Annotated in this window: 16 protein-coding genes; 11 read left to right on the top strand and 5 right to left on the bottom strand. The window is 64.4% G+C overall.

Annotated elements, in window-relative coordinates; genetic code table 11:
* Positions 1–138: 138 nt before the first annotated feature.
* The gene (locus EB815_RS08660) at positions 139–2589 is read left to right on the top strand and encodes a sensor domain-containing diguanylate cyclase (RefSeq protein ID WP_056576125.1); all 2451 of its coding nucleotides are present in this window, start codon (positions 139–141) and stop codon (positions 2587–2589) included.
* 61 nt (positions 2590–2650) lie between these two features.
* Here the strand turns inward: EB815_RS08660 and tlpA are convergent, their stop codons facing one another.
* The gene (tlpA, locus tag EB815_RS08655; RefSeq protein WP_056576122.1) at positions 2651–3331 is read right to left on the bottom strand and encodes a thiol:disulfide interchange protein TlpA; all 681 of its coding nucleotides are present in this window, start codon (positions 3329–3331) and stop codon (positions 2651–2653) included.
* A gap of 37 nt (positions 3332–3368) precedes the next feature.
* Between tlpA and argH the strand changes: the two genes are divergently transcribed.
* From argH to EB815_RS08625, 6 genes are all read left to right on the top strand, one after another.
* A complete protein-coding gene (gene argH / locus EB815_RS08650; RefSeq protein WP_056576119.1) occupies positions 3369–4769 on the top strand; it encodes an argininosuccinate lyase in 1401 nt (466 codons plus the stop codon).
* 93 nt (positions 4770–4862) lie between these two features.
* Positions 4863–5069, top strand: a complete 207-nt coding sequence (locus EB815_RS08645; protein WP_056576116.1) for a hypothetical protein — start codon at positions 4863–4865, stop codon at positions 5067–5069.
* Between the two features lie 69 nt (positions 5070–5138).
* Positions 5139–6407, top strand: a complete 1269-nt coding sequence (gene lysA, locus EB815_RS08640; RefSeq protein ID WP_056576113.1) for a diaminopimelate decarboxylase — start codon at positions 5139–5141, stop codon at positions 6405–6407.
* 28 nt (positions 6408–6435) lie between these two features.
* On the top strand, positions 6436–7377 hold the full coding sequence (locus tag EB815_RS08635; RefSeq protein ID WP_056576110.1) for a threonine/serine dehydratase: 942 nt from the start codon (positions 6436–6438) through the stop codon (positions 7375–7377).
* A 193-nt stretch (positions 7378–7570) separates the two neighbouring features.
* The gene (locus EB815_RS08630) at positions 7571–10171 is read left to right on the top strand and encodes a TIGR02302 family protein (protein ID WP_056576097.1); all 2601 of its coding nucleotides are present in this window, start codon (positions 7571–7573) and stop codon (positions 10169–10171) included.
* Positions 10172–10212: 41 nt separating this feature from the next.
* Entirely contained in the window at positions 10213–10584 is a 372-nt protein-coding gene (locus tag EB815_RS08625; protein ID WP_056576094.1) for a glyoxalase superfamily protein, read from the top strand.
* Here the strand turns inward: EB815_RS08625 and EB815_RS08620 are convergent.
* Positions 10563–11444, bottom strand: a complete 882-nt coding sequence (locus tag EB815_RS08620; protein ID WP_056576588.1) for a LysR family transcriptional regulator — start codon at positions 11442–11444, stop codon at positions 10563–10565. The two genes, EB815_RS08625 and EB815_RS08620, sit on opposite strands and share 22 nt — an antisense overlap.
* A 223-nt stretch (positions 11445–11667) precedes the next feature.
* On the opposite strand from EB815_RS08620, the gene EB815_RS08615 reads away from it, so the two are divergent.
* On the top strand, positions 11668–12615 hold the full coding sequence (locus EB815_RS08615; RefSeq protein WP_056576090.1) for a DMT family transporter: 948 nt from the start codon (positions 11668–11670) through the stop codon (positions 12613–12615).
* On the opposite strand, the gene EB815_RS08610 is transcribed toward EB815_RS08615, so the two are convergent.
* The 3 genes from EB815_RS08610 to EB815_RS08600 form a co-directional block, all read right to left on the bottom strand.
* On the bottom strand, positions 12616–12987 hold the full coding sequence (locus tag EB815_RS08610) for a response regulator (protein ID WP_056576585.1): 372 nt from the start codon (positions 12985–12987) through the stop codon (positions 12616–12618).
* A 121-nt stretch (positions 12988–13108) separates the two neighbouring features.
* Positions 13109–13651 carry a hypoxanthine phosphoribosyltransferase gene (gene hpt / locus EB815_RS08605; protein ID WP_056576087.1) on the bottom strand — a complete coding sequence of 181 codons (543 nt, stop codon included), beginning with the start codon at positions 13649–13651 and terminating at the stop codon, positions 13109–13111.
* 23 nt (positions 13652–13674) lie between these two features.
* On the bottom strand, positions 13675–14319 hold the full coding sequence (locus tag EB815_RS08600; protein ID WP_056576083.1) for a hypothetical protein: 645 nt from the start codon (positions 14317–14319) through the stop codon (positions 13675–13677).
* 252 nt (positions 14320–14571) lie between these two features.
* Between EB815_RS08600 and ftsE the strand changes: the two genes are divergently transcribed.
* From ftsE to EB815_RS08585, 3 genes are all read left to right on the top strand, one after another.
* Positions 14572–15231 (top strand): cell division ATP-binding protein FtsE, encoded by a 660-nt coding sequence (gene ftsE, locus EB815_RS08595; protein ID WP_010911739.1) that lies wholly within the window; start codon positions 14572–14574, stop codon positions 15229–15231.
* Complete coding sequence (locus EB815_RS08590; RefSeq protein ID WP_056576079.1) at positions 15224–16216, top strand: cell division protein FtsX; 993 nt, start codon at positions 15224–15226, stop codon at positions 16214–16216. Before ftsE ends, EB815_RS08590 begins: the two co-directional genes overlap by 8 nt.
* Positions 16217–16327: 111 nt before the next feature.
* Positions 16328–17053, top strand: a complete 726-nt coding sequence (locus EB815_RS08585; RefSeq protein WP_056576075.1) for a YdcF family protein — start codon at positions 16328–16330, stop codon at positions 17051–17053.
* The last annotated feature ends 10 nt before the right edge of the window (positions 17054–17063 follow it).

Below are 17063 nucleotides of genomic sequence, written 5' to 3'. Positions count from 1 at the left end.
GACCGAAATCCTGGCATGCTACGGGCTCCACGTCGGAAATGCACGCTACAGTTGCAGGCGACTTCATCGATCCTTCAACGGCCAAGCATTAATCAGTCATATTTCGTTTTTTATTTCCGATGGGCTTGGGGAAATAAGATGTTGACGGTCTATAATTGCATCGTGAACCAGCACGATCTGAGACTGGTCGCACTCGCCGCGCTGATCTGCGGAATTTCCTGTTTCTCTGCTGTCAATCTGCTTCACCACATCAGCCGCTCGACGGACAGGAACCGGCTTGCCTGGCTGATGATCGCGGCCACCTCGACCGGCTTTGGCATCTGGGCAACGCATTTCATCGCCATGCTTGCGTTCACGCCGGGCATACCCAGCGCCTACGATCCGGGGCTCTCCGTGCTCTCGCTGGCCGCTTCGGTGACGCTGACGGCGGCAGGTATCTGGATCGCCACCTTGCGGGACGAACTTGACTATCATCTCGTCGGCGGCGCCGTTCTAGGTGGTGGCATCGCGGCCATGCACTACACGGGCATGGCGGCATTCGAGGTTCAGGGCCGGATCGAGTGGAACCTGTTGCTGGTCGCCGTTTCCCTGCTGGCGGGCGTAATGCTCGCGGCGCTGGCGCTGCGTGTCGTGCTGCGCCGCCCCTCCTTGCCGGCGACGTCCGTCGGCGCGGTGCTTCTGACGCTGGCGATCTGCACCTTGCACTTCATCGGCATGAGCGCCGTCTCGATCTTTCCCGATTCCTCGATCACCATCTCCGAATATACGATCGCGCCGACCTCGCAGGCCTTCGCGGTCGCCGCCGCCACGCTGGTCATCCTGGTGCTGTCGGCATCGGCGCTGTGGATCGACCTGCGTTTCCGTCGCCAGAAGCTCGAGGTCGACCGCATGCACGGCCTGGCCAATGCCGCCGTGGAGGGGCTGATCGTCTGCGACGGCAACCGCATCGTCAGCGCCAATGACAGCATGGGCAAGCTGGCCGGCACGCCAGCCGCGGCGCTGCACGGCAAGGAACTGGGCGAGCTCTTCGACGAACGCACCGCAACCGACGCGGCCAGCCTGGAAGGCCAACCGCGAGAGGCGGAGTTGAGGAACAGCGACGGCGCGCAAATTCCCGTCGAACTGATCGCCCGAAGCATCGACTATTGCGGCAAACCCCACAATGTCATCGCCGTCCGCGACATCCGCGAACGCAAGAGGGCTGAGGAGGAAATCCTTCGCCTCGCCCATTTCGACCCGCTGACAGGGCTTGCCAATCGCCGCAGTTTCTCGAGCCGCCTCGACGCGGAAATCGCATCCATGAACCGGGCCGGCACTGCCGAGACGGCCGTCAAAGGCCGGCATCTCGCACTTCTGCTGTTCGACCTCGACCGTTTCAAGGAAGTGAACGACCTCTACGGACACGGCGCCGGCGATGCGATGCTGCAGAAGGTGGCAAGCTGCGCGGCGGGCGTTCTGCGCCAAGGACAATTGCTTGCACGCCTTGGCGGCGACGAATTCGCCATCATCGCCCCCAACCTGCCCGACCCGCAGGCGGCGGGCCGCATCGCAGGCTCGGTTCTCGCCGCCATGCGTGAAGAAAACCGGTCAGCGGCAGGTGGCGGGCTGGTCTCTGCCAGCATCGGCATCGCGATCTATCCGCTCGATGCCGGGGACCAGACCAGCCTGATCAGCCATGCCGATACGGCACTCTACCGGGCCAAGACCGAAGGCAGGGACACCTATCGCTATTTCGAGGCGTCGATGGGCACCGAGGCCCGCGACAGGCGCGTGATGGAGCACGAATTGCGCCAGGCCGTCGCGCGTGGCGAATTCTACCTCGTCTATCAGCCGCAGAAAGAGATCAGCAGCGGCAGGATGGTTGGCTTCGAAGCCCTGATCCGCTGGCGCCATCCCGAACGCGGCGACGTTTCCCCGGCCATATTCATCCCGGTCGCCGAGGACAGCGGCGCCATTGGGCAGATCGGCGACTGGGTGCTCGACGCGGCCTGCGAGGAAGCCGCCCGCTGGGAGAATCCGCTGATGGTCGCCGTCAACGTCTCCGCGGTACAGCTTCACAATCCCAATTTCAGCCGCAAGGTCCATGAGACCCTGCTGAAGACAGGCCTTGCCCCGACACGACTGGAACTCGAGATCACCGAAACAGCGCTGGTGAAGGACATGCCGCGCGCGCTGGCAACCCTGCGGCAGGTCAAGGCGCTTGGCGTGCGCGTCGCCATGGACGATTTCGGAACCGGCTATTCCTCCCTCTCCAACCTGCGCGCCTTCCCGTTCGACAAGATCAAGATCGACGCCTCCTTCATCAAGGCGGTCGACACGAACGGTCAGGTAGCGGCGATCGTGCGCGCCGTGCTGGGGTTGGGACGTGGCCTCGGCCTGCCGGTCCTTGCCGAAGGCGTCGAGACGCTTGGCGAGCTCAAATTCCTGGACGCGGAAGCCTGCGAGATCGGCCAGGGCTACTATCTCGGCAAGCCGGCGCCGATCGAGGCGTTTGACGATCTGACCGGCCATGGCAAGCGCGCTCCGGTGCGCGTCGCTCCCCAGGACGGCAATCTCGTCTTGCTCAAACCAAACGTGCGCTCCGCGTGAGCAATTCGAGGAAATGGGTAAAACGGTTTTCCCCGGGAATTGCGTCAAGACACTCTGATGTTCACGATCCGAGCGCCGTCTCGACCAGCCGCTTGGCGTCAGGCCCCGACCATTCGGCCGGACCGTTCATATGGGCGATCAGGCAGCCTTCGCCATCGATCAGCAGGGTGACGGGAAGGCCGAGTGCCAGGCCCCGTGCCTTGAGGTCGTTGAACAGGGCCACCGTCGAATCCCGGTAATAGCCGAGCGCCTCGACGCCGGTGTCCTTGAGGAACTTCTTCGGCTTCACATCGTCGCCGGCATCGACATTGACGGCGACGACTTGGAAGGCGGCGCTGCCTTTCTCCTTCTGCAGCGCATCGAGCGCAGGCATTTCGGCGCGGCACGGCGCGCACCATGTGGCCCAGAGGTTGAGCAGCACCGTCTTGCCCGCATGGTCGGCGATCGTCATCGGCTTGCCATCCGGGCCATTGAAGGCGAGGCTCTTCATGGATTGCGGCGGATCGGCGGGCAAAAGTGCGGCGACCTCGCCGGTGGCCGAGGCCGCTACCTTCTTGGCGCGGTCGTTCTTGGCGGCACAGGCGATGTCGTCCTTGCTCTCGCCGACCGCCGCTTGGGGCGCGGCGTTGTTGCCAGACCGGCTCTCGCTGACATATACCGCGACCGCGCCGGCCAGCGCTCCCGCCACCAGGGCGGCGAGGATCAGGCGCGGGGCCGGGAAAAATCTGTTTCCGTCTGCCATTTTCTCAAAACTGCTCCGAAGCACGGGTTTTATAGCGATGAGCGACAAGAAGACCAGCAACCAGATGTGGGGCGGACGATTTGCCTCGGGTCCGGCCGCGATCATGGAAGCGATCAACGCGTCGATCTCGTTCGACCGCAAACTCTACGCGCAGGACATACGCGGCTCGATCGCCCATAGCGAGATGCTGGCGCAAACGGGCATTATTTCGGCGGCCGATCAAGAAAAAATCGCTCACGGCCTGAACACGATCCTGAAAGAGATCGAGGCCGGCGGCTTCGAGTTTTCGACCAAGCTTGAAGACATCCACATGAATGTCGAGGCTCGCCTCGCCGACCTGATCGGCCCCGCAGCCGGCCGCCTGCACACCGCCCGCTCGCGCAACGATCAGGTGGCGGTGGATCTGAGGCTGTGGGTCAAGGACGAGTGCTTTCGCGTCGCCGAGGCGCTGAAAGGGCTGATCACCGCGCTGCTGGAGCGGGCCGAGGAGCACGCGGCGACCGTTATGCCGGGCTTCACCCACATGCAGGCAGCACAGCCCGTGACCTTCGGCCATCACTGCATGGCCTATGTCGAGATGTTTTCGCGCGACCTGTCGCGCGTGCGCGATGCGATCGAGCGGATGGACGAGAGCCCGCTTGGCGCCGCCGCCCTGGCCGGCACCAGCTTCCCCATCGACCGCCATAAAACGGCCAAGGCGCTCGGCTTCCGCGAGCCTATGCGCAATTCGCTGGACAGCGTCTCCGATCGTGATTTCGCGCTGGAATTCCTCGGCATGGCGGCGATCTGCGCCACGCATCTGTCGCGGTTGGCCGAGGAGATCATCATCTGGTCGACGCCCCAATTCGGCTTTATCAGGTTGTCGGACAGTTTCTCCACCGGCTCCTCGATCATGCCGCAGAAGAAGAACCCCGACGCCGCCGAACTGGTGCGCGGCAAGACCGGCCGCGTCAACGGCCATCTGGTCGGCCTGCTGACGGTGATGAAGGGCATGCCTTTGACCTATGGCAAGGACATGCAGGAGGACAAGGAATCGGTCTTCGATGCCGCCGAGACGCTCGACCTGATGCTGGCGGCGATGACCGGCATGATCTCGGACATGACGGTCAACGCCGCCGCCATGAAGAAGGCCGCCGGCTCCGGCCACGCGACCGCGACCGACCTCGCCGACTGGCTGGTGCGTACGTTGGGCCTGCCGTTCCGCGAGGCGCATCATGTCACCGGCCGTGCGGTGGCGCTTGCCGAAGACAAGAAGGTGGGGCTGGAGAAGCTTTCCCTGGAGGACCTGCAGTCGATCAATCCGGGCATCACATCCGATATTTTCTCCGTGCTGGCGGTGCAGAATTCGGTCAAGAGCCGCACCAGCTTCGGGGGCACCGCGCCGTCGGAAGTGAGGAAGCAGATCCGCTACTGGAAAAAGCGGCTGGCGAAGGCGTGATGCCCGATATTGCGATCGCAATATCCGGGGTGCAATGCGCCGAGAACTCGGCTAAAAGCGGCGGCTGACAGAACGTTTCGGACGGATGGATCGATGACCGGAAGCAGGATTTTGGTGACGCTGACGCTGCTGGCGGCGATGGCAGTCGTGACTGCCTGCGGCCGCAGGGCCGGTCTCGACACGCCCTACGAGGCGGCCGTCCAGGCGCGCAAGGATGCCGAGAGGGCCAAGCAGCCCCTGCCGCCGGAGCCGGAAAAACCGGTCAAGGACAAGAAATTCATCCTTGACCCGCTGATCTAGAACCGATCGGACCGGGTTTGGTCTTCTGAACCCGATCTCATCGTGCTCCAACTTTCCGGAACCACTCTCGTGAACCATTTCGACTACCGCGACGGCGTGCTGCATGCCGAGGACGTGGCAATCCCCGATATCGCCGCTCAGGTCGGCACGCCGTTCTACTGCTATTCCACCGCCACCTTGACCAGGCACTACCGGGTGTTCGCCCAGGCCTTTGCCGGCCTCGACACGCTGGTCTGCTACGCCATGAAGGCCAACTCCAACCAGGCCGTGCTGCGGACCCTGGCCAAGCTCGGCGCCGGCGCCGACGTGGTCTCGCAAGGCGAATTGCGCCGTGCGCTGGCCGCCGGCATTCCGGCGAGCAAGATCCTGTTCTCCGGCGTCGGCAAGACCGCGCGCGAAATGGACTTCGCGCTCGAAGCCGGCATCCTTTGCTTCAACGTCGAATCCGAACCGGAGCTTGACCTCCTCTCGGCCCGCGCCGTGGCACTCGGCAAGGTGGCGCCGATCTCGCTGCGCATCAATCCAGATGTCGATGCCAAGACCCACAAGAAGATCTCCACCGGCAAGGCCGAGAACAAGTTCGGCATTCCGTGGCAGCGCGCACGGCAGGTCTATGCCCGCGCCGCAACGCTTCCGGGCATCAAGATCACCGGCATCGACACCCATATCGGCAGCCAGATCACCGAACTGCAGCCCTTCGACGACGCCTTCGCCCTCCTTGTCGACCTGATCGGCGCGCTGCGTGCCGATGGCCATTCGATCGAGCACGTCGATCTCGGCGGTGGGCTGGGCATTCCCTACCGCGTCGACAACAACCCTCCGCCCCTTCCCGACGCCTATGCCCAGATCGTCAGGAAGCATGTCGCCAAACTCGGGCTGAAGGTGATGTTCGAGCCGGGCCGGCTGATCGTTGGCAATGCCGGCATCCTCATCTCGGAAGTGATCTTCGTGAAGGAAGGCGACGCGAAGAATTTCCTCATCGTCGACGCCGCCATGAACGATCTGATACGGCCGACGCTCTACGATGCCTTCCACGACATCAGGCCGGTCGTGCAGCCGCCGGCCGATACGCCGCGCATGATGGTTGATGTTGTCGGCCAGGTCTGCGAGACCGGTGACTATCTCGGCCTCGACCGTGACCTGCCCACGCTGAAGGCCGGCGACCTCGTCGCTGTTTTCACGGCCGGCGCCTATGGCGCCGTGCAGGCCGGCACCTACAACACCCGCCTGCTGGTGCCCGAGGTGCTGGTCGACGGCGACCGCTTCCACGTCGTGCGCCCGCGCCTGACCTATGACGACCTGATCGGGCTGGATTCGGTCCCCGACTGGCTCGCATAAGGCGCAATCTCACGACGAGGAGCAAGTCATGGCGCAAGGCAACACCGTCACCCGCGAACGCATTGCCGCGATGGAACCGCGCATCCGCCCCTATGTGCGCCACACGCCGGTGCTGCGCGTCGACATGGCCGACTTCGGCCGGCCGCCGCTGGCCATCGACCTCAAGCTCGAATGCCTGCAGCATTCCGGCTCGTTCAAGGCGCGTGGCGCCTTCACCAATCTGCTCGAGCGGCAGGTTCCGGCGGCCGGTGTCGTCGCGGCATCGGGCGGCAATCATGGCGCCGCCGTCGCCTATGCCGCCATGCGGCTCGGCCACAAGGCGACGATCTTCGTTCCCGAAGTGAGCCCGCAAGCCAAGCTCGACCGCATTCGCGGCTATGGCGCCGACCTTGTCGTCGGTGGCGCTCGCTATGCGGAAGCCCTGGCCGCCAGCGAACGTTTCGCCGAGGAAACCGGCGCCTTGCAGATCCACGCCTTCAACCAGGAGGAAACGCTTGTCGGCCAGGGCACGCTCGGTCTCGAAATCGAGGCGGACTTGCCTCAGATCGACACGTTGCTGGTCGCCGTCGGCGGTGGCGGCCTGATCGGGGGCATCGCCGCCTGGTACGCCGGCCGCATCCGTATCGTCGCCGTCGAGCCCGAGGGTGCGCCGACGCTTCATCGCGCCTTCGAGGCCGGCCATCCAGTCGACGCGCCGGCCGAAGGCATCGCAGCCGATTCGCTGGCGCCGAAGCGCGTCGGCGAAATGATGTTCCCGATCGCCGAAGCCTTCGTCGAACGCTCCATCCTGGTCAGCGACGACGATATCATTGCTGCCCAAAAGGCCCTGTGGAACCGCGTTCGCATCATTTCCGAGCCGGGCGGGGCGGCAGCCTTCGCCGCGGTGCTGTCCGGTCGCTATGCGCCGGCGCCGGGCGAACGGGTCGCCGTGCTGGTCTGCGGCGCCAACGCAAACCCCGCCAATTTCTGATTGCAGCCGTTTCGGCCGGGTTCACGTTTTTTCAAACTGCCTCGCCTTTGCCGTGTTTGCTGGTATTCTTCGAGTCGTGAGGCTTGGGCTATCCTGCCCCGCCCCACGGCATGATCTCGAAAACAGATCATGCTCAAAGAGACAGAGCCCCACCCCGTTTCTTTCGGGATGGAACAGGCTCTAGGAAGGGCCGATGACCGAACGACCCACCTTCAGCAACGACCGCGGCCTGGCCGGGCGCCTTGCCTTGAGCCGGCTGGCGACACGGGTCTCGATGATGATCGAGCGCGGCTGGCCGCTGCTGCTCCCGCTGCTTGTTGTCGCCAGCCTGTTCCTGAGCGTGTCCTGGTTCGGCATCTTCTCCCGGCTGCCGGATATCGCGCGCATCGGCGTCGTCGCGGCATTCGGCCTGGCAGGGCTGGCGGCGCTCTATCCGCTGCGCTTCTTCCGCATGCCCTCGGCCGCCGAGGTCGATCGCCGCATCGAGGCCGCCAACAGGCTGCTGCACAGCCCCGTGCTGGTGCAGACCGACCGGCCAAGCGGCCGGGAGAGCAGCTTCTCGCAGGCGTTGTGGCGCGAACATCAGAAGCGCATGGCCGCAAAGCTCGACGGCCTCGGCGCCGACCTGCCGCGCACGCGCGTGCCGGAGCGCGACCCCTGGGGGTTGCGCGCTGTGGCGGCGCTGCTGCTCGTGACCGCCTTTGCCTTCTCCTTCGGGCCGACCGGCGGCAGGATAGCCGACGGCTTCAGCGCCCACGGTGCGCATGATGCCGTGCCGCCGCGCATCGATGCATGGGTGACGCCGCCGGCCTACACCGGCAAGCCGCCGGTTTTCCTGACCGCCGACGCCAACCAGGCGACGCCGACGTTTCATGTGCCTGAGGGCAGCGATGTCTCCTTGCGCGTCACCGGCGGCTCGGGCGAGGAAACGCTTGCCTATGCCGACAAGGATGGCAATTCGCGCGCCATCGACCCGGCCGCCGCGACGGCCAAGCCTGCCGCAACCCCGGCGGCGCCGTCCGCCAACTCATCTTCGAGGGTGCGCCAATTCATCGGCAAGCTGACCGGCGATGGCACGCTGACGTTGAAATCGGGCGAGGATCAGCTTGGCCGCTGGGCCTTCGCGGTGATCCCGGACAAGCCGCCGCAGATCCGCTTCGTCGGCGAGCCAAAGCGCGCCGCCAACGGCGCCTTCGAACTCAACTACCAGATCGATGACGACTATGGCGCCGCCACCGCCAAGGCGGTGTTCGCGCTGGCCGACCCGCAGGCGCCGGATGCGCATGCGCTCTACGGCCCGCCCGAAATGCCGCTGACGCTGCCGCGCCGCGGCGGCAAGTCGAATGCCGCCAAGACGACGAAAGACCTGACCGAACATGTCTGGGCCGGCAGCAGCATCAAGCTGACGCTGGTCGCCACCGACGATGCCGGACACACCGCGTCCAGCGAGACCAAGACGCTTGTTATGCCAGAACGCCCGTTCGCCAACCCGCTGGCGCGTGCGGTGATCGAACAGCGGCGCCTTCTGGCGCTCGACGCCAATGCCAAGCCGCGCGTACTCGACCTGATCGACGCCATTACGCTGCGGCCGGAAGACACGTTCGACAACATGTCGCACTACCTCGCCATCGTGAGCGCGCGCAGCCGGCTGAAGCTGGCCGGGAATGACGATCAGCTGCGCGGCGAGGTCGGCTATCTCTGGGAAATCGCGCTTGGCATCGAGGAGGGCAACCTCTCGGCGGCCGAGAAGCGGCTGCGCCAGGCGCAGCAAGCGCTGCAGGACGCCATCAAGAACGGCGCCAGCGACCAGGAAATCGAAAAGGCGATGAAGGAACTGCGCGAGGCGATGAACCAGTTCCTGCAGGAATTCGCCGAACGCGCCAAGCAGAACCCGAACGCGCCGCAGATGCAGCAGAACGGCCAGGAACTGCGCCAGAGCGACATCGACCGGATGATGGATCAGATCGAAAACCTGGCGAAGTCGGGCGATCGCGACAAGGCGCAGCAATTGCTGTCGCAGTTGCAGGACATGATGAACAATCTCCAGGCCGGCCGTCAGCAGCAGGGCGGCGAGCAGGACAGCCAGATGCGCCAGCAGATGGATAAGCTCGGCGAGATCCTGCGGCGCCAGCAGGAGATGATGAACGACACCTTCCGCATGGACCAGATGAGGCGCGGCGAACGCCAGCGCGGAAAGAACCGAGACGAGCAGCTTGGCCAGGATGGTGGCGAGGACCAGGACAAGCCCGGCGTCGGCCAGGACCGCGACCCGCTCGCCAGACAGAAGCCGATGACGCCGCAGGAATTCGCCGATGCGCTGAAGCAGTTGCAGGAAGGCCAGGGCCAGCTGAAGAGCGATCTCGACAAGCTGAAGAAGAGTCTCGAAGGCATGGGCATGGAGCCCAATGAAGGATTTGGCGAGGCGGGCAAGTCCATGGGCAGCGCCGAGCAGGCGCTTGGCGAGGGCCAGGGCGACGAGGCCGTCGGTCACCAGGGCCGGGCACTCGAGGCGCTGCGCAAGGGCGCCAAGGACATGATGAAGCAGATGCAGGCCATGCAGGGCGACCAGGGCGGCAGCCAGGAGGGTGGCCGCCAGCAGAATGCCGACCGCGACCCGCTCGGCCGGCCGCGCGCCAGCCAGGGTCCCGATTTCGGCGATTCGGTGAAGGTGCCCGACGAGATCGACGTCCAGCGCGCCCGACAGATCCTGGAAGCGATCCGCAAGCGGCTCGGCAACGCGCTCAGCCCCGACATCGAGCGCAGCTATCTGGAACGGCTGCTTGAGCTGAAATAGGAACCGCCGCTCCCAAATCCGGCCCGAACGGTCACAGCACCATGCCGAAGCTCGGTACTGTCACGCCCATCCTGCGCATCTTCGATGTCGCCAAGGCGCATGAATTCTACGTCGGTTTTCTCGGTTTCGAGGTGCAGTTCGAACACCGCTTCGAAGACAACACGCCGCTTTACACAGGCGTTTACCGCGACGGCTGTGTCTTGCATCTGAGCGAACATCATGGCGACGGCGCGCCGGGCTCTCATGTCCGGATCGAGACGACCGACATCGCCGGGCTCCATCGCGAGTTGACCGAAAGAAAGTACCGCTTTGCCAGGCCGGGGTTGGAGGAGACGCCTTGGAAGACGAAGGAGGTCACGGTCAACGATCCGTTCGGCAACCGCCTGACCTTCTATGAGGATGCAAGAGACTGACCTTGCCGGTTGACGAACGCTTCGCGGATCGCCTCCTGCATGCCGTCGATCGCCTCGCCCGATGCATTCGAGTTGCGATGCATCACCACATTGGAGGAATCGATGTCGCCGAATCCATCGGCGGACGTCAGTTCGCGGCAGCCGTCGGGAATGTTGCTGCGCGATATCGGCGCGATCGCCAGTCCGGAGGTGACGGCAAGCTTCAGGCCGCCTGTGGTGTCGCTGGTATAGGCGACACGATAGGCAAGCCCGCGCTGCTCCAGCGACTTGATGGCGAAGTCCTTGCACCAGCTCACCCGGTTGTAGAGCGCGATCGGCACCGGCCGTTCCTCGTGCATGTGATGCAGGGCCGACGTCACCCACACGGTCGGGTCGTGCATCAGCACTTCGCCGCCGGCCGGGTCCTGCCATTCAAACACCACGCACAGATCGAGTTCGCCGGCGGCAAGCGCCGCCAGCTGCGCCTCCGAATGCGCGTAGCGCACGGTGACCTCGACCTTGGTGTGGCGCTTCGAAAATGCGCCGAGCGCGCGCGACAGGATGGCGTGGCCATATTCCTCCGGAATGCCGATGCGCACCGGTCCGCCGAGCGGCGCGGCCGCCATCGACGCCGCCGTTTCGTCGAGCAGCGAGACGATGCGGCGGGCGTTGACGATGAGTTCGCCGCCGCGCCGCGTCAGCGCGACGCCGCGCGAGCCGCGCTCGAACAGGCTGTCGCCGATCAGTTCTTCGAGCTTCTTCATCTGCATCGACACCGCCGACTGGGTGCGGCCGGCCTGCTCGGCTGCCCTGGTGAAATTGCCGGCCTCGGCGATGGCGACGAAGGTGCGCAGGAGATCGCTGTCGAGGGTCGGACGCATGATTTCCATCATAAGAAAATTTGATTGCTGATATCATTCCAATTCGTTTGCAACATGTCAAACGCCGGATGATAGTCGCCATACCCATTGGATAAGCGGCCGCGAAATCGGCCGCGGACCAATCAAAGAGTCCTCACTCGTGCCCGCTGCCCGAAAAGGTGGCGGGTTCTTTTTACTCCGCAAGCGACAGCTTCGGGCCATACGCGCAGGAGCCGGAAACCAGATGCAGAATAGGATGGTGCGCGGCATCCTTAGCCTGTGCCTGGGCGTGCTGGTTTTCTCGCTGCAGGACCCGCTCGTCAAAGCCGTGTCGAGCTCCTATCCGGTGACCGAAGTGATGGCGATCCGTTCGATCGTCGCTTTGCCCATCCTGATCATCCTCGTCCACGCCGATGTCGGGCTGCCGGCAATCCTGTCGAAGCGGTTCGGCTTGCTGACGATACGCGCCTTCATCCAGTTCACCTCCTACACGGTGTATTATCTGGCCATCGCCGCGCTGCCGCTGGCTGACGCCGTGGCGCTTTATTTCATGGCGCCGCTGTTCATCATGGCGCTGGCCGGACCTTACCTTGGCGAACGCGTGTCCTGGCGGACGCTGGCGACGGTGTTGATCGGACTGCTTGGCGTCATCGTGATGGTGCGTCCAGGCGCGGGACTGTTCGACTGGGCGGCGCTGCTGTCGCTGGGGTCGGCCCTGCTCTATGGGTTCTCGCAGTTGATGGCGCGCAAGATCGGCGATACCGAATCGTCCACGGTCATGGCCTTCTACCAGAACGGCGCCTATCTCATCGGTGCGGCCGTGGTTGCCGGAACATTCCACCTGGCCGGCATAACCCACGCCGTCCATCCGAGCCTTGAGTTCCTGGTGCGGCCGTGGATATGGCCGACGCTACCGGATTTCCTCAAGATGGCCGCCTGCGGCTTCGTCGCCTCCGCCGGCATGATCCTTCTGTCGCAGGGCTACAGGCTGGCACCGGCCAATCGGGTCGCCACCTTCGAATACACCGGCATTTTGTGGTCGCCGCTCTGGGGCTTTCTGTTCTTCGCCGAGGTACCCAGGTCGACGACCGTGATCGGCGCGGCCCTCATCATCGGCGCCGGCCTGCTGGCGCTCAACACGGAACGGCGCAGGAGCCCAGCCCCCGGGCTGGCAACTGCCGGTCCGGTCTGATCAGGCGAAGCAGATCAGCGCCCGTTCGACGCGCGAGCGGATTTCGGCCAGTGTGAAGGGCTTTTGCACGACGTCGAGGATGATGCCGTTCAACTCCTCGGCGCGCTCGCGCTGGTCGGCGTAGCCGGTCATCAGCATGATCTTCATTGCCGGGAAGAGGGCAGCCGCCGCGACCGCCATCTCGATGCCGTCCATCTCCGGCATGCGGATATCGGAGACGACGAGATCATAGCCGCCATGCGCGGCGCGTATCAGCGCCAGGCCTTGAGCGCCGTCCGCCGCGATATCGATTGCGTGGCCGGCGCGTTCGAGCGCGCGGGCTGCGAGGGTGCGGACGGATTCATCGTCCTCGACGATCAGAAGCTTTGCCATGGCCGGCATATTTGGCGGGCAAAAGTTGACTTTTCCTGAAAGCCCCGACGCTCGACAGGCGTTAATTTTCCCGACGCCGTTAAGGCCTTTTTCAAAAATTCGCCGCCGCGAGGCGCTCGCCTCACGCATCGCCTTTCACAACACCGACAAACGGCAATTCACGGAAGGCGTGCGCGACATCCATGCCGTAGCCGACGACGAAGTAATCGGGGCAGTCGAAGCCGACATAGTCGGCGGTGAGCGCGGTCTGGCGGCGCATGCGCTTGTCGAGCAGCACGGCGATGGCACAGCTTTTGGCCCCACGCGCCAGCATCAGGTCGCGGGTGAAGGTCAGCGTCTTGCCCGATTCGAGAATGTCGTCGATCAACAGCACGTCGCGGCCGGCGACTTCATTGTCGATGTCGCGCAGCACCCTCACCTCGCCGCTGGTGGTGCCGGCGCCATAGCTGGAAATGAAGATGAACTCGACCTCCGGCGACAGGCCGACATCATGCATGGCGCGGATCAGGTCGGCGGCGAAGATGAACGACCCCTTCAGCACCGAAATCACCAGCAGATCATGATAGTCGTGCCCGGCGATCTCCTTGGCGAGTTCGAGATTGCGCCGGGCGATCGCCGACGCCGAAAACAGGACTTCGATGTCCTTGTCGCGTACGATGGGCATTGGTGGTCTTCCCCGGTGATCGCCTACTCTGCGAAAGTAACCAAAACGGTTCTTACGCCGTTCTTAGGCACGTCGAGCCGGCTGGCAAAGCCGAATCTTTCACCGGACGCCAGCGAATGGCCGGATGTCCCCAACGTATAGCGGGTTGTGCGCCCGTCATTGCCCGTCACCCGGATTTCAAGCGGTGGCATTGTCACCGGCCCCGTCCCGTCATTGGCGGCCTCGCCATCGACGAACAGCACCGGATTGGCTCCCGAGGCGTCGACGCGTGAGGTGACGCCTGAAATGGTCAGAGCCGACGCCTGCGCGCCAGATGGGAACGGTGCCTGGCGTACCAGCGCATGTCCGCCGGAGACCCAGAAGGCGGCAAGGGCGGCACCGATGCCGGCGATCCAGAAAATCGGCCCGCCACGGGCGGCCGGCGGCCGTTCCGCCGGCGCTTCCGGTTTGCGCAGCATGTCCATGCCCTCGATGGACGGCGTGACGATCAGGCGCGGTGGCGGTGAAACGCTTTCCACCGTAGGGACAAAGCGCGGCATCACTTCATAGTCCGCATCGACGATATCGGCCGCCGGACCGCGCGCGATCCGGTCCGCCACGGCAATTGCCGGGGGATCGGTCATGATTTCGCCGGAAACCGGGCGCGCGGTTCGTTCGTCAGCCATCATGGCCCCGTTATTGCGCGTGTTCGCTTTTCGTTTCTTTTGCGTAAACATAAATGGTTAACGCTTCCCCACCGGAGCCGTCGTGACACGCCGAAACAGCACAGGAATTAACCGCCGGTTAACCATGCCGGCCGATGGTCTTTTCCCAGAACGGGATGGCTCGCCACTGGTTCTAAAAGAGACAGAGCATGATGTCGTCCGAAAACCGCGTCATACTTTTCGGCATCATGCTCTAGGAACTTCAGGTCGTCGAAATTGATTCGCTTCGAAAATGTCGGCCTCCGCTATGGCATGGGTCCGGAAATCCTCCGTGACATTTCCTTGCATATACCGGAGCGCTCCTTCCAGTTCCTGAGCGGGCCTTCGGGTGCCGGCAAGACGACCTTGCTGCGCCTGCTGTTCATGTCGCTGAAGCCGACACGCGGCCTGATCACCATCTTCGGCAAGGACCGCTCGCGCATCTCGCGCACCGAACTGCCGCACCTGCGGCGCCGCATCGGCGTGGTGTTCCAGGATTTTCGCCTGCTCGACCACATGACCACTTATGAGAACGTCGCATTGCCGTTGCGCGTGCGCGGGCGCGAGGAGGCGAGCTACCGCACCGATGTCACCGAGCTGTTGAAATGGGTGGGGCTGGGCGAGCGCATGCATGTGCTGCCACCGGTTCTGTCGGGCGGCGAGAAGCAGCGCGCCGCGATCGCGCGGGCGCTGATCGAGCAGCCCGAGATCCTGCTGGCCGACGAGCCGACCGGCAATGTCGATCCCCCGCTGGCGCGGCGGCTGCTGCGGCTCTTCATCGAGCTCAATCGTCTCGGCACCGCCGTGGTGATCGCCACCCATGATCTTGGCCTGATGGAGCAGGTCGACGCGCGCCGCATGATCCTGGCCGGCGGAAGGCTGGATATCTATGACTGACCTGTCCGCCGAACATTTCGAAGAGCAAGAGCAGGACGCCGAGGCAACTGTGGCACGGCCGCGTGCGCAGCGCCGGATGGCGCCGATCGTGCCGGCTCAGAACATTGCCGGCCGGGCGCTGGTCCTGGTCATCGCCATCATGACCTTCCTGTCCTGCCTGACCTTTGGCGCGGTGACGCTGGTGCGCGACACCGCCTCGGTCTGGGAAAACCAGATCTCGCGCGAGGCGACGATCCAGATCAAGCCGGTCGACGGCCTCGACATGGAGGCCGCCCTCACCCAGGCCTCGCGGATCGCCGGCGAATTCCCCGGCGTGAAGTCGACAAGGATCATCGATCGCGAGGCGACCGCCAGGCTGCTGGAGCCATGGCTGGGTTCGGGCCTCAACATCGACGACCTGCCGGTGCCGCGCCTGATCATCGTCACAATCGACGAGAACAGCCCGCCCGACTTCGCCGCCATGCGCGCCGCGATCACGCCGAAGCTGCCAAGCGCGTCGCTCGACGATCACCGAACCTGGGTCGACCGGCTGGTGGCGATGGCGCGCACGACGGTGACCATCGGCATTGCCGTGCTGGCGCTGATGCTGTCGGCGACCGTGCTGACGGTGGTGTTCGCCACGCGCGGCGCCATGGCCGGCAACGGCCACATCATCGAGGTGCTGCATTTCGTCGGCGCCGAGGCGCGCTTCATCGCGCGCGAATTCCGCCGGCATTTCCTGGTCACCGGCATGAAGGGCGCTGCCGCCGGCGGCGCGGCGGCGGTGCTCGTCTTCATCGTCTTTTCCTGGTGGTCGTCGCGCAACATGGCAACGCCGCAGGCCGACCAGGCAACCGCCTTGTTCGGCAATTTCGCCATCGGCTCTGCGGGTTATCTCGGCGTCGTCCTCATGGTGCTGGTGATCGGCGCGCTGACGGCGGCAACCTCGCATGCCACCGTCGTCGCCTATCTCAGCGACATCGACGTTCGCCAACCCGACGCGTGAGAAGCGAACATGCTTTGGCGAGGTCGAAAGCAAGGTGATCACGGATGGAGAAACGGCGTAACGCAAAGTGCGTCTTTTACCTACCAAAGGCCGCATTTCAGGATTAACCCTATGGCCATGGACGTGCGGGATTCGACCGGGACGGCTGGACAGATGCCAGTGGTGGTTGCTCGTTTGCGCGACCACGGCCGGATTAGCCGTTTAAAGACCGCACTTCGGGTTTCCGCGCTCTCTCTTCTCGTCCTCGCAACCCTATTTGCCGGCGGCTTCGGCTGGTTCGCCAACAAGGTCAGCCATCTGACCACGCCCGCCAATCCGGCCAAGGCCGACGCAATCATCGTACTCACTGGCGGCCAGTCCCGTCTCGACGCCGCGATGGAGCTGCTGGCGTCCGGCAAAGGCGAGCGCCTGTTGATCAGTGGCGTGCATCCCTCGGCGAGTCGGCGCCAGTTGCAGGTAGCGACCGGCGGCGACAAGAAGTTGTTTTCGTGTTGCGTCGACATCGACCGCGCCGCGCTCGACACGATCGGCAATGCCGAGGAAAGCGCCAAATGGGTCGAAAGCCACGCCTACAACACGGTGATCCTCGTCACCAACAACTACCACATGCCGCGCAGCCTGCTTGAAATGAGCCGGCTTCTGCATGGCGCCAAGCTGGAACCCTATCCGGTGGTCAATTCCAACCTCGACAATGGTGGCTGGCTGACCAAGCCGCAGGCCTTGCGCGTACTGTTCACCGAGTACAACAAATATCTGCTGGCGCTGGCACGCGGCATCGTACCGGTGAAACCGACCCCGGACGGCATCGCGCTGGCCGAGACCGCCGCCGGCGGCTGACCCCTCGGCT

Origin of the sequence: Mesorhizobium loti (assembly GCF_013170705.1) — a bacterium.
GTDB lineage: Bacteria > Pseudomonadota > Alphaproteobacteria > Rhizobiales > Rhizobiaceae > Mesorhizobium > Mesorhizobium loti_D.
Note: the sequence above shows the minus strand (reverse complement) of the source record. Positions and strands in the feature narration are given on the sequence as shown.

Coding starts and splice junctions, on each gene's coding strand:
- EB815_RS08660 (WP_056576125.1), top strand. CDS start 139: ATGTTGACGGTCTATAATTGCATCGTGAACCAGCACGATCTGAGACTG.
- tlpA (WP_056576122.1), bottom strand. CDS start 3,331: ATGGCAGACGGAAACAGATTTTTCCCGGCCCCGCGCCTGATCCTCGCC.
- argH (WP_056576119.1), top strand. CDS start 3,369: ATGAGCGACAAGAAGACCAGCAACCAGATGTGGGGCGGACGATTTGCC.
- EB815_RS08645 (WP_056576116.1), top strand. CDS start 4,863: ATGACCGGAAGCAGGATTTTGGTGACGCTGACGCTGCTGGCGGCGATG.
- EB815_RS08635 (WP_056576110.1), top strand. CDS start 6,436: ATGGCGCAAGGCAACACCGTCACCCGCGAACGCATTGCCGCGATGGAA.
- EB815_RS08630 (WP_056576097.1), top strand. CDS start 7,571: ATGACCGAACGACCCACCTTCAGCAACGACCGCGGCCTGGCCGGGCGC.
- EB815_RS08625 (WP_056576094.1), top strand. CDS start 10,213: ATGCCGAAGCTCGGTACTGTCACGCCCATCCTGCGCATCTTCGATGTC.
- EB815_RS08620 (WP_056576588.1), bottom strand. CDS start 11,444: ATGCGTCCGACCCTCGACAGCGATCTCCTGCGCACCTTCGTCGCCATC.
- EB815_RS08615 (WP_056576090.1), top strand. CDS start 11,668: ATGCAGAATAGGATGGTGCGCGGCATCCTTAGCCTGTGCCTGGGCGTG.
- EB815_RS08610 (WP_056576585.1), bottom strand. CDS start 12,987: ATGGCAAAGCTTCTGATCGTCGAGGACGATGAATCCGTCCGCACCCTC.
- hpt (WP_056576087.1), bottom strand. CDS start 13,651: ATGCCCATCGTACGCGACAAGGACATCGAAGTCCTGTTTTCGGCGTCG.
- EB815_RS08600 (WP_056576083.1), bottom strand. CDS start 14,319: ATGATGGCTGACGAACGAACCGCGCGCCCGGTTTCCGGCGAAATCATG.
- EB815_RS08590 (WP_056576079.1), top strand. CDS start 15,224: ATGACTGACCTGTCCGCCGAACATTTCGAAGAGCAAGAGCAGGACGCC.
- EB815_RS08585 (WP_056576075.1), top strand. CDS start 16,328: ATGGCCATGGACGTGCGGGATTCGACCGGGACGGCTGGACAGATGCCA.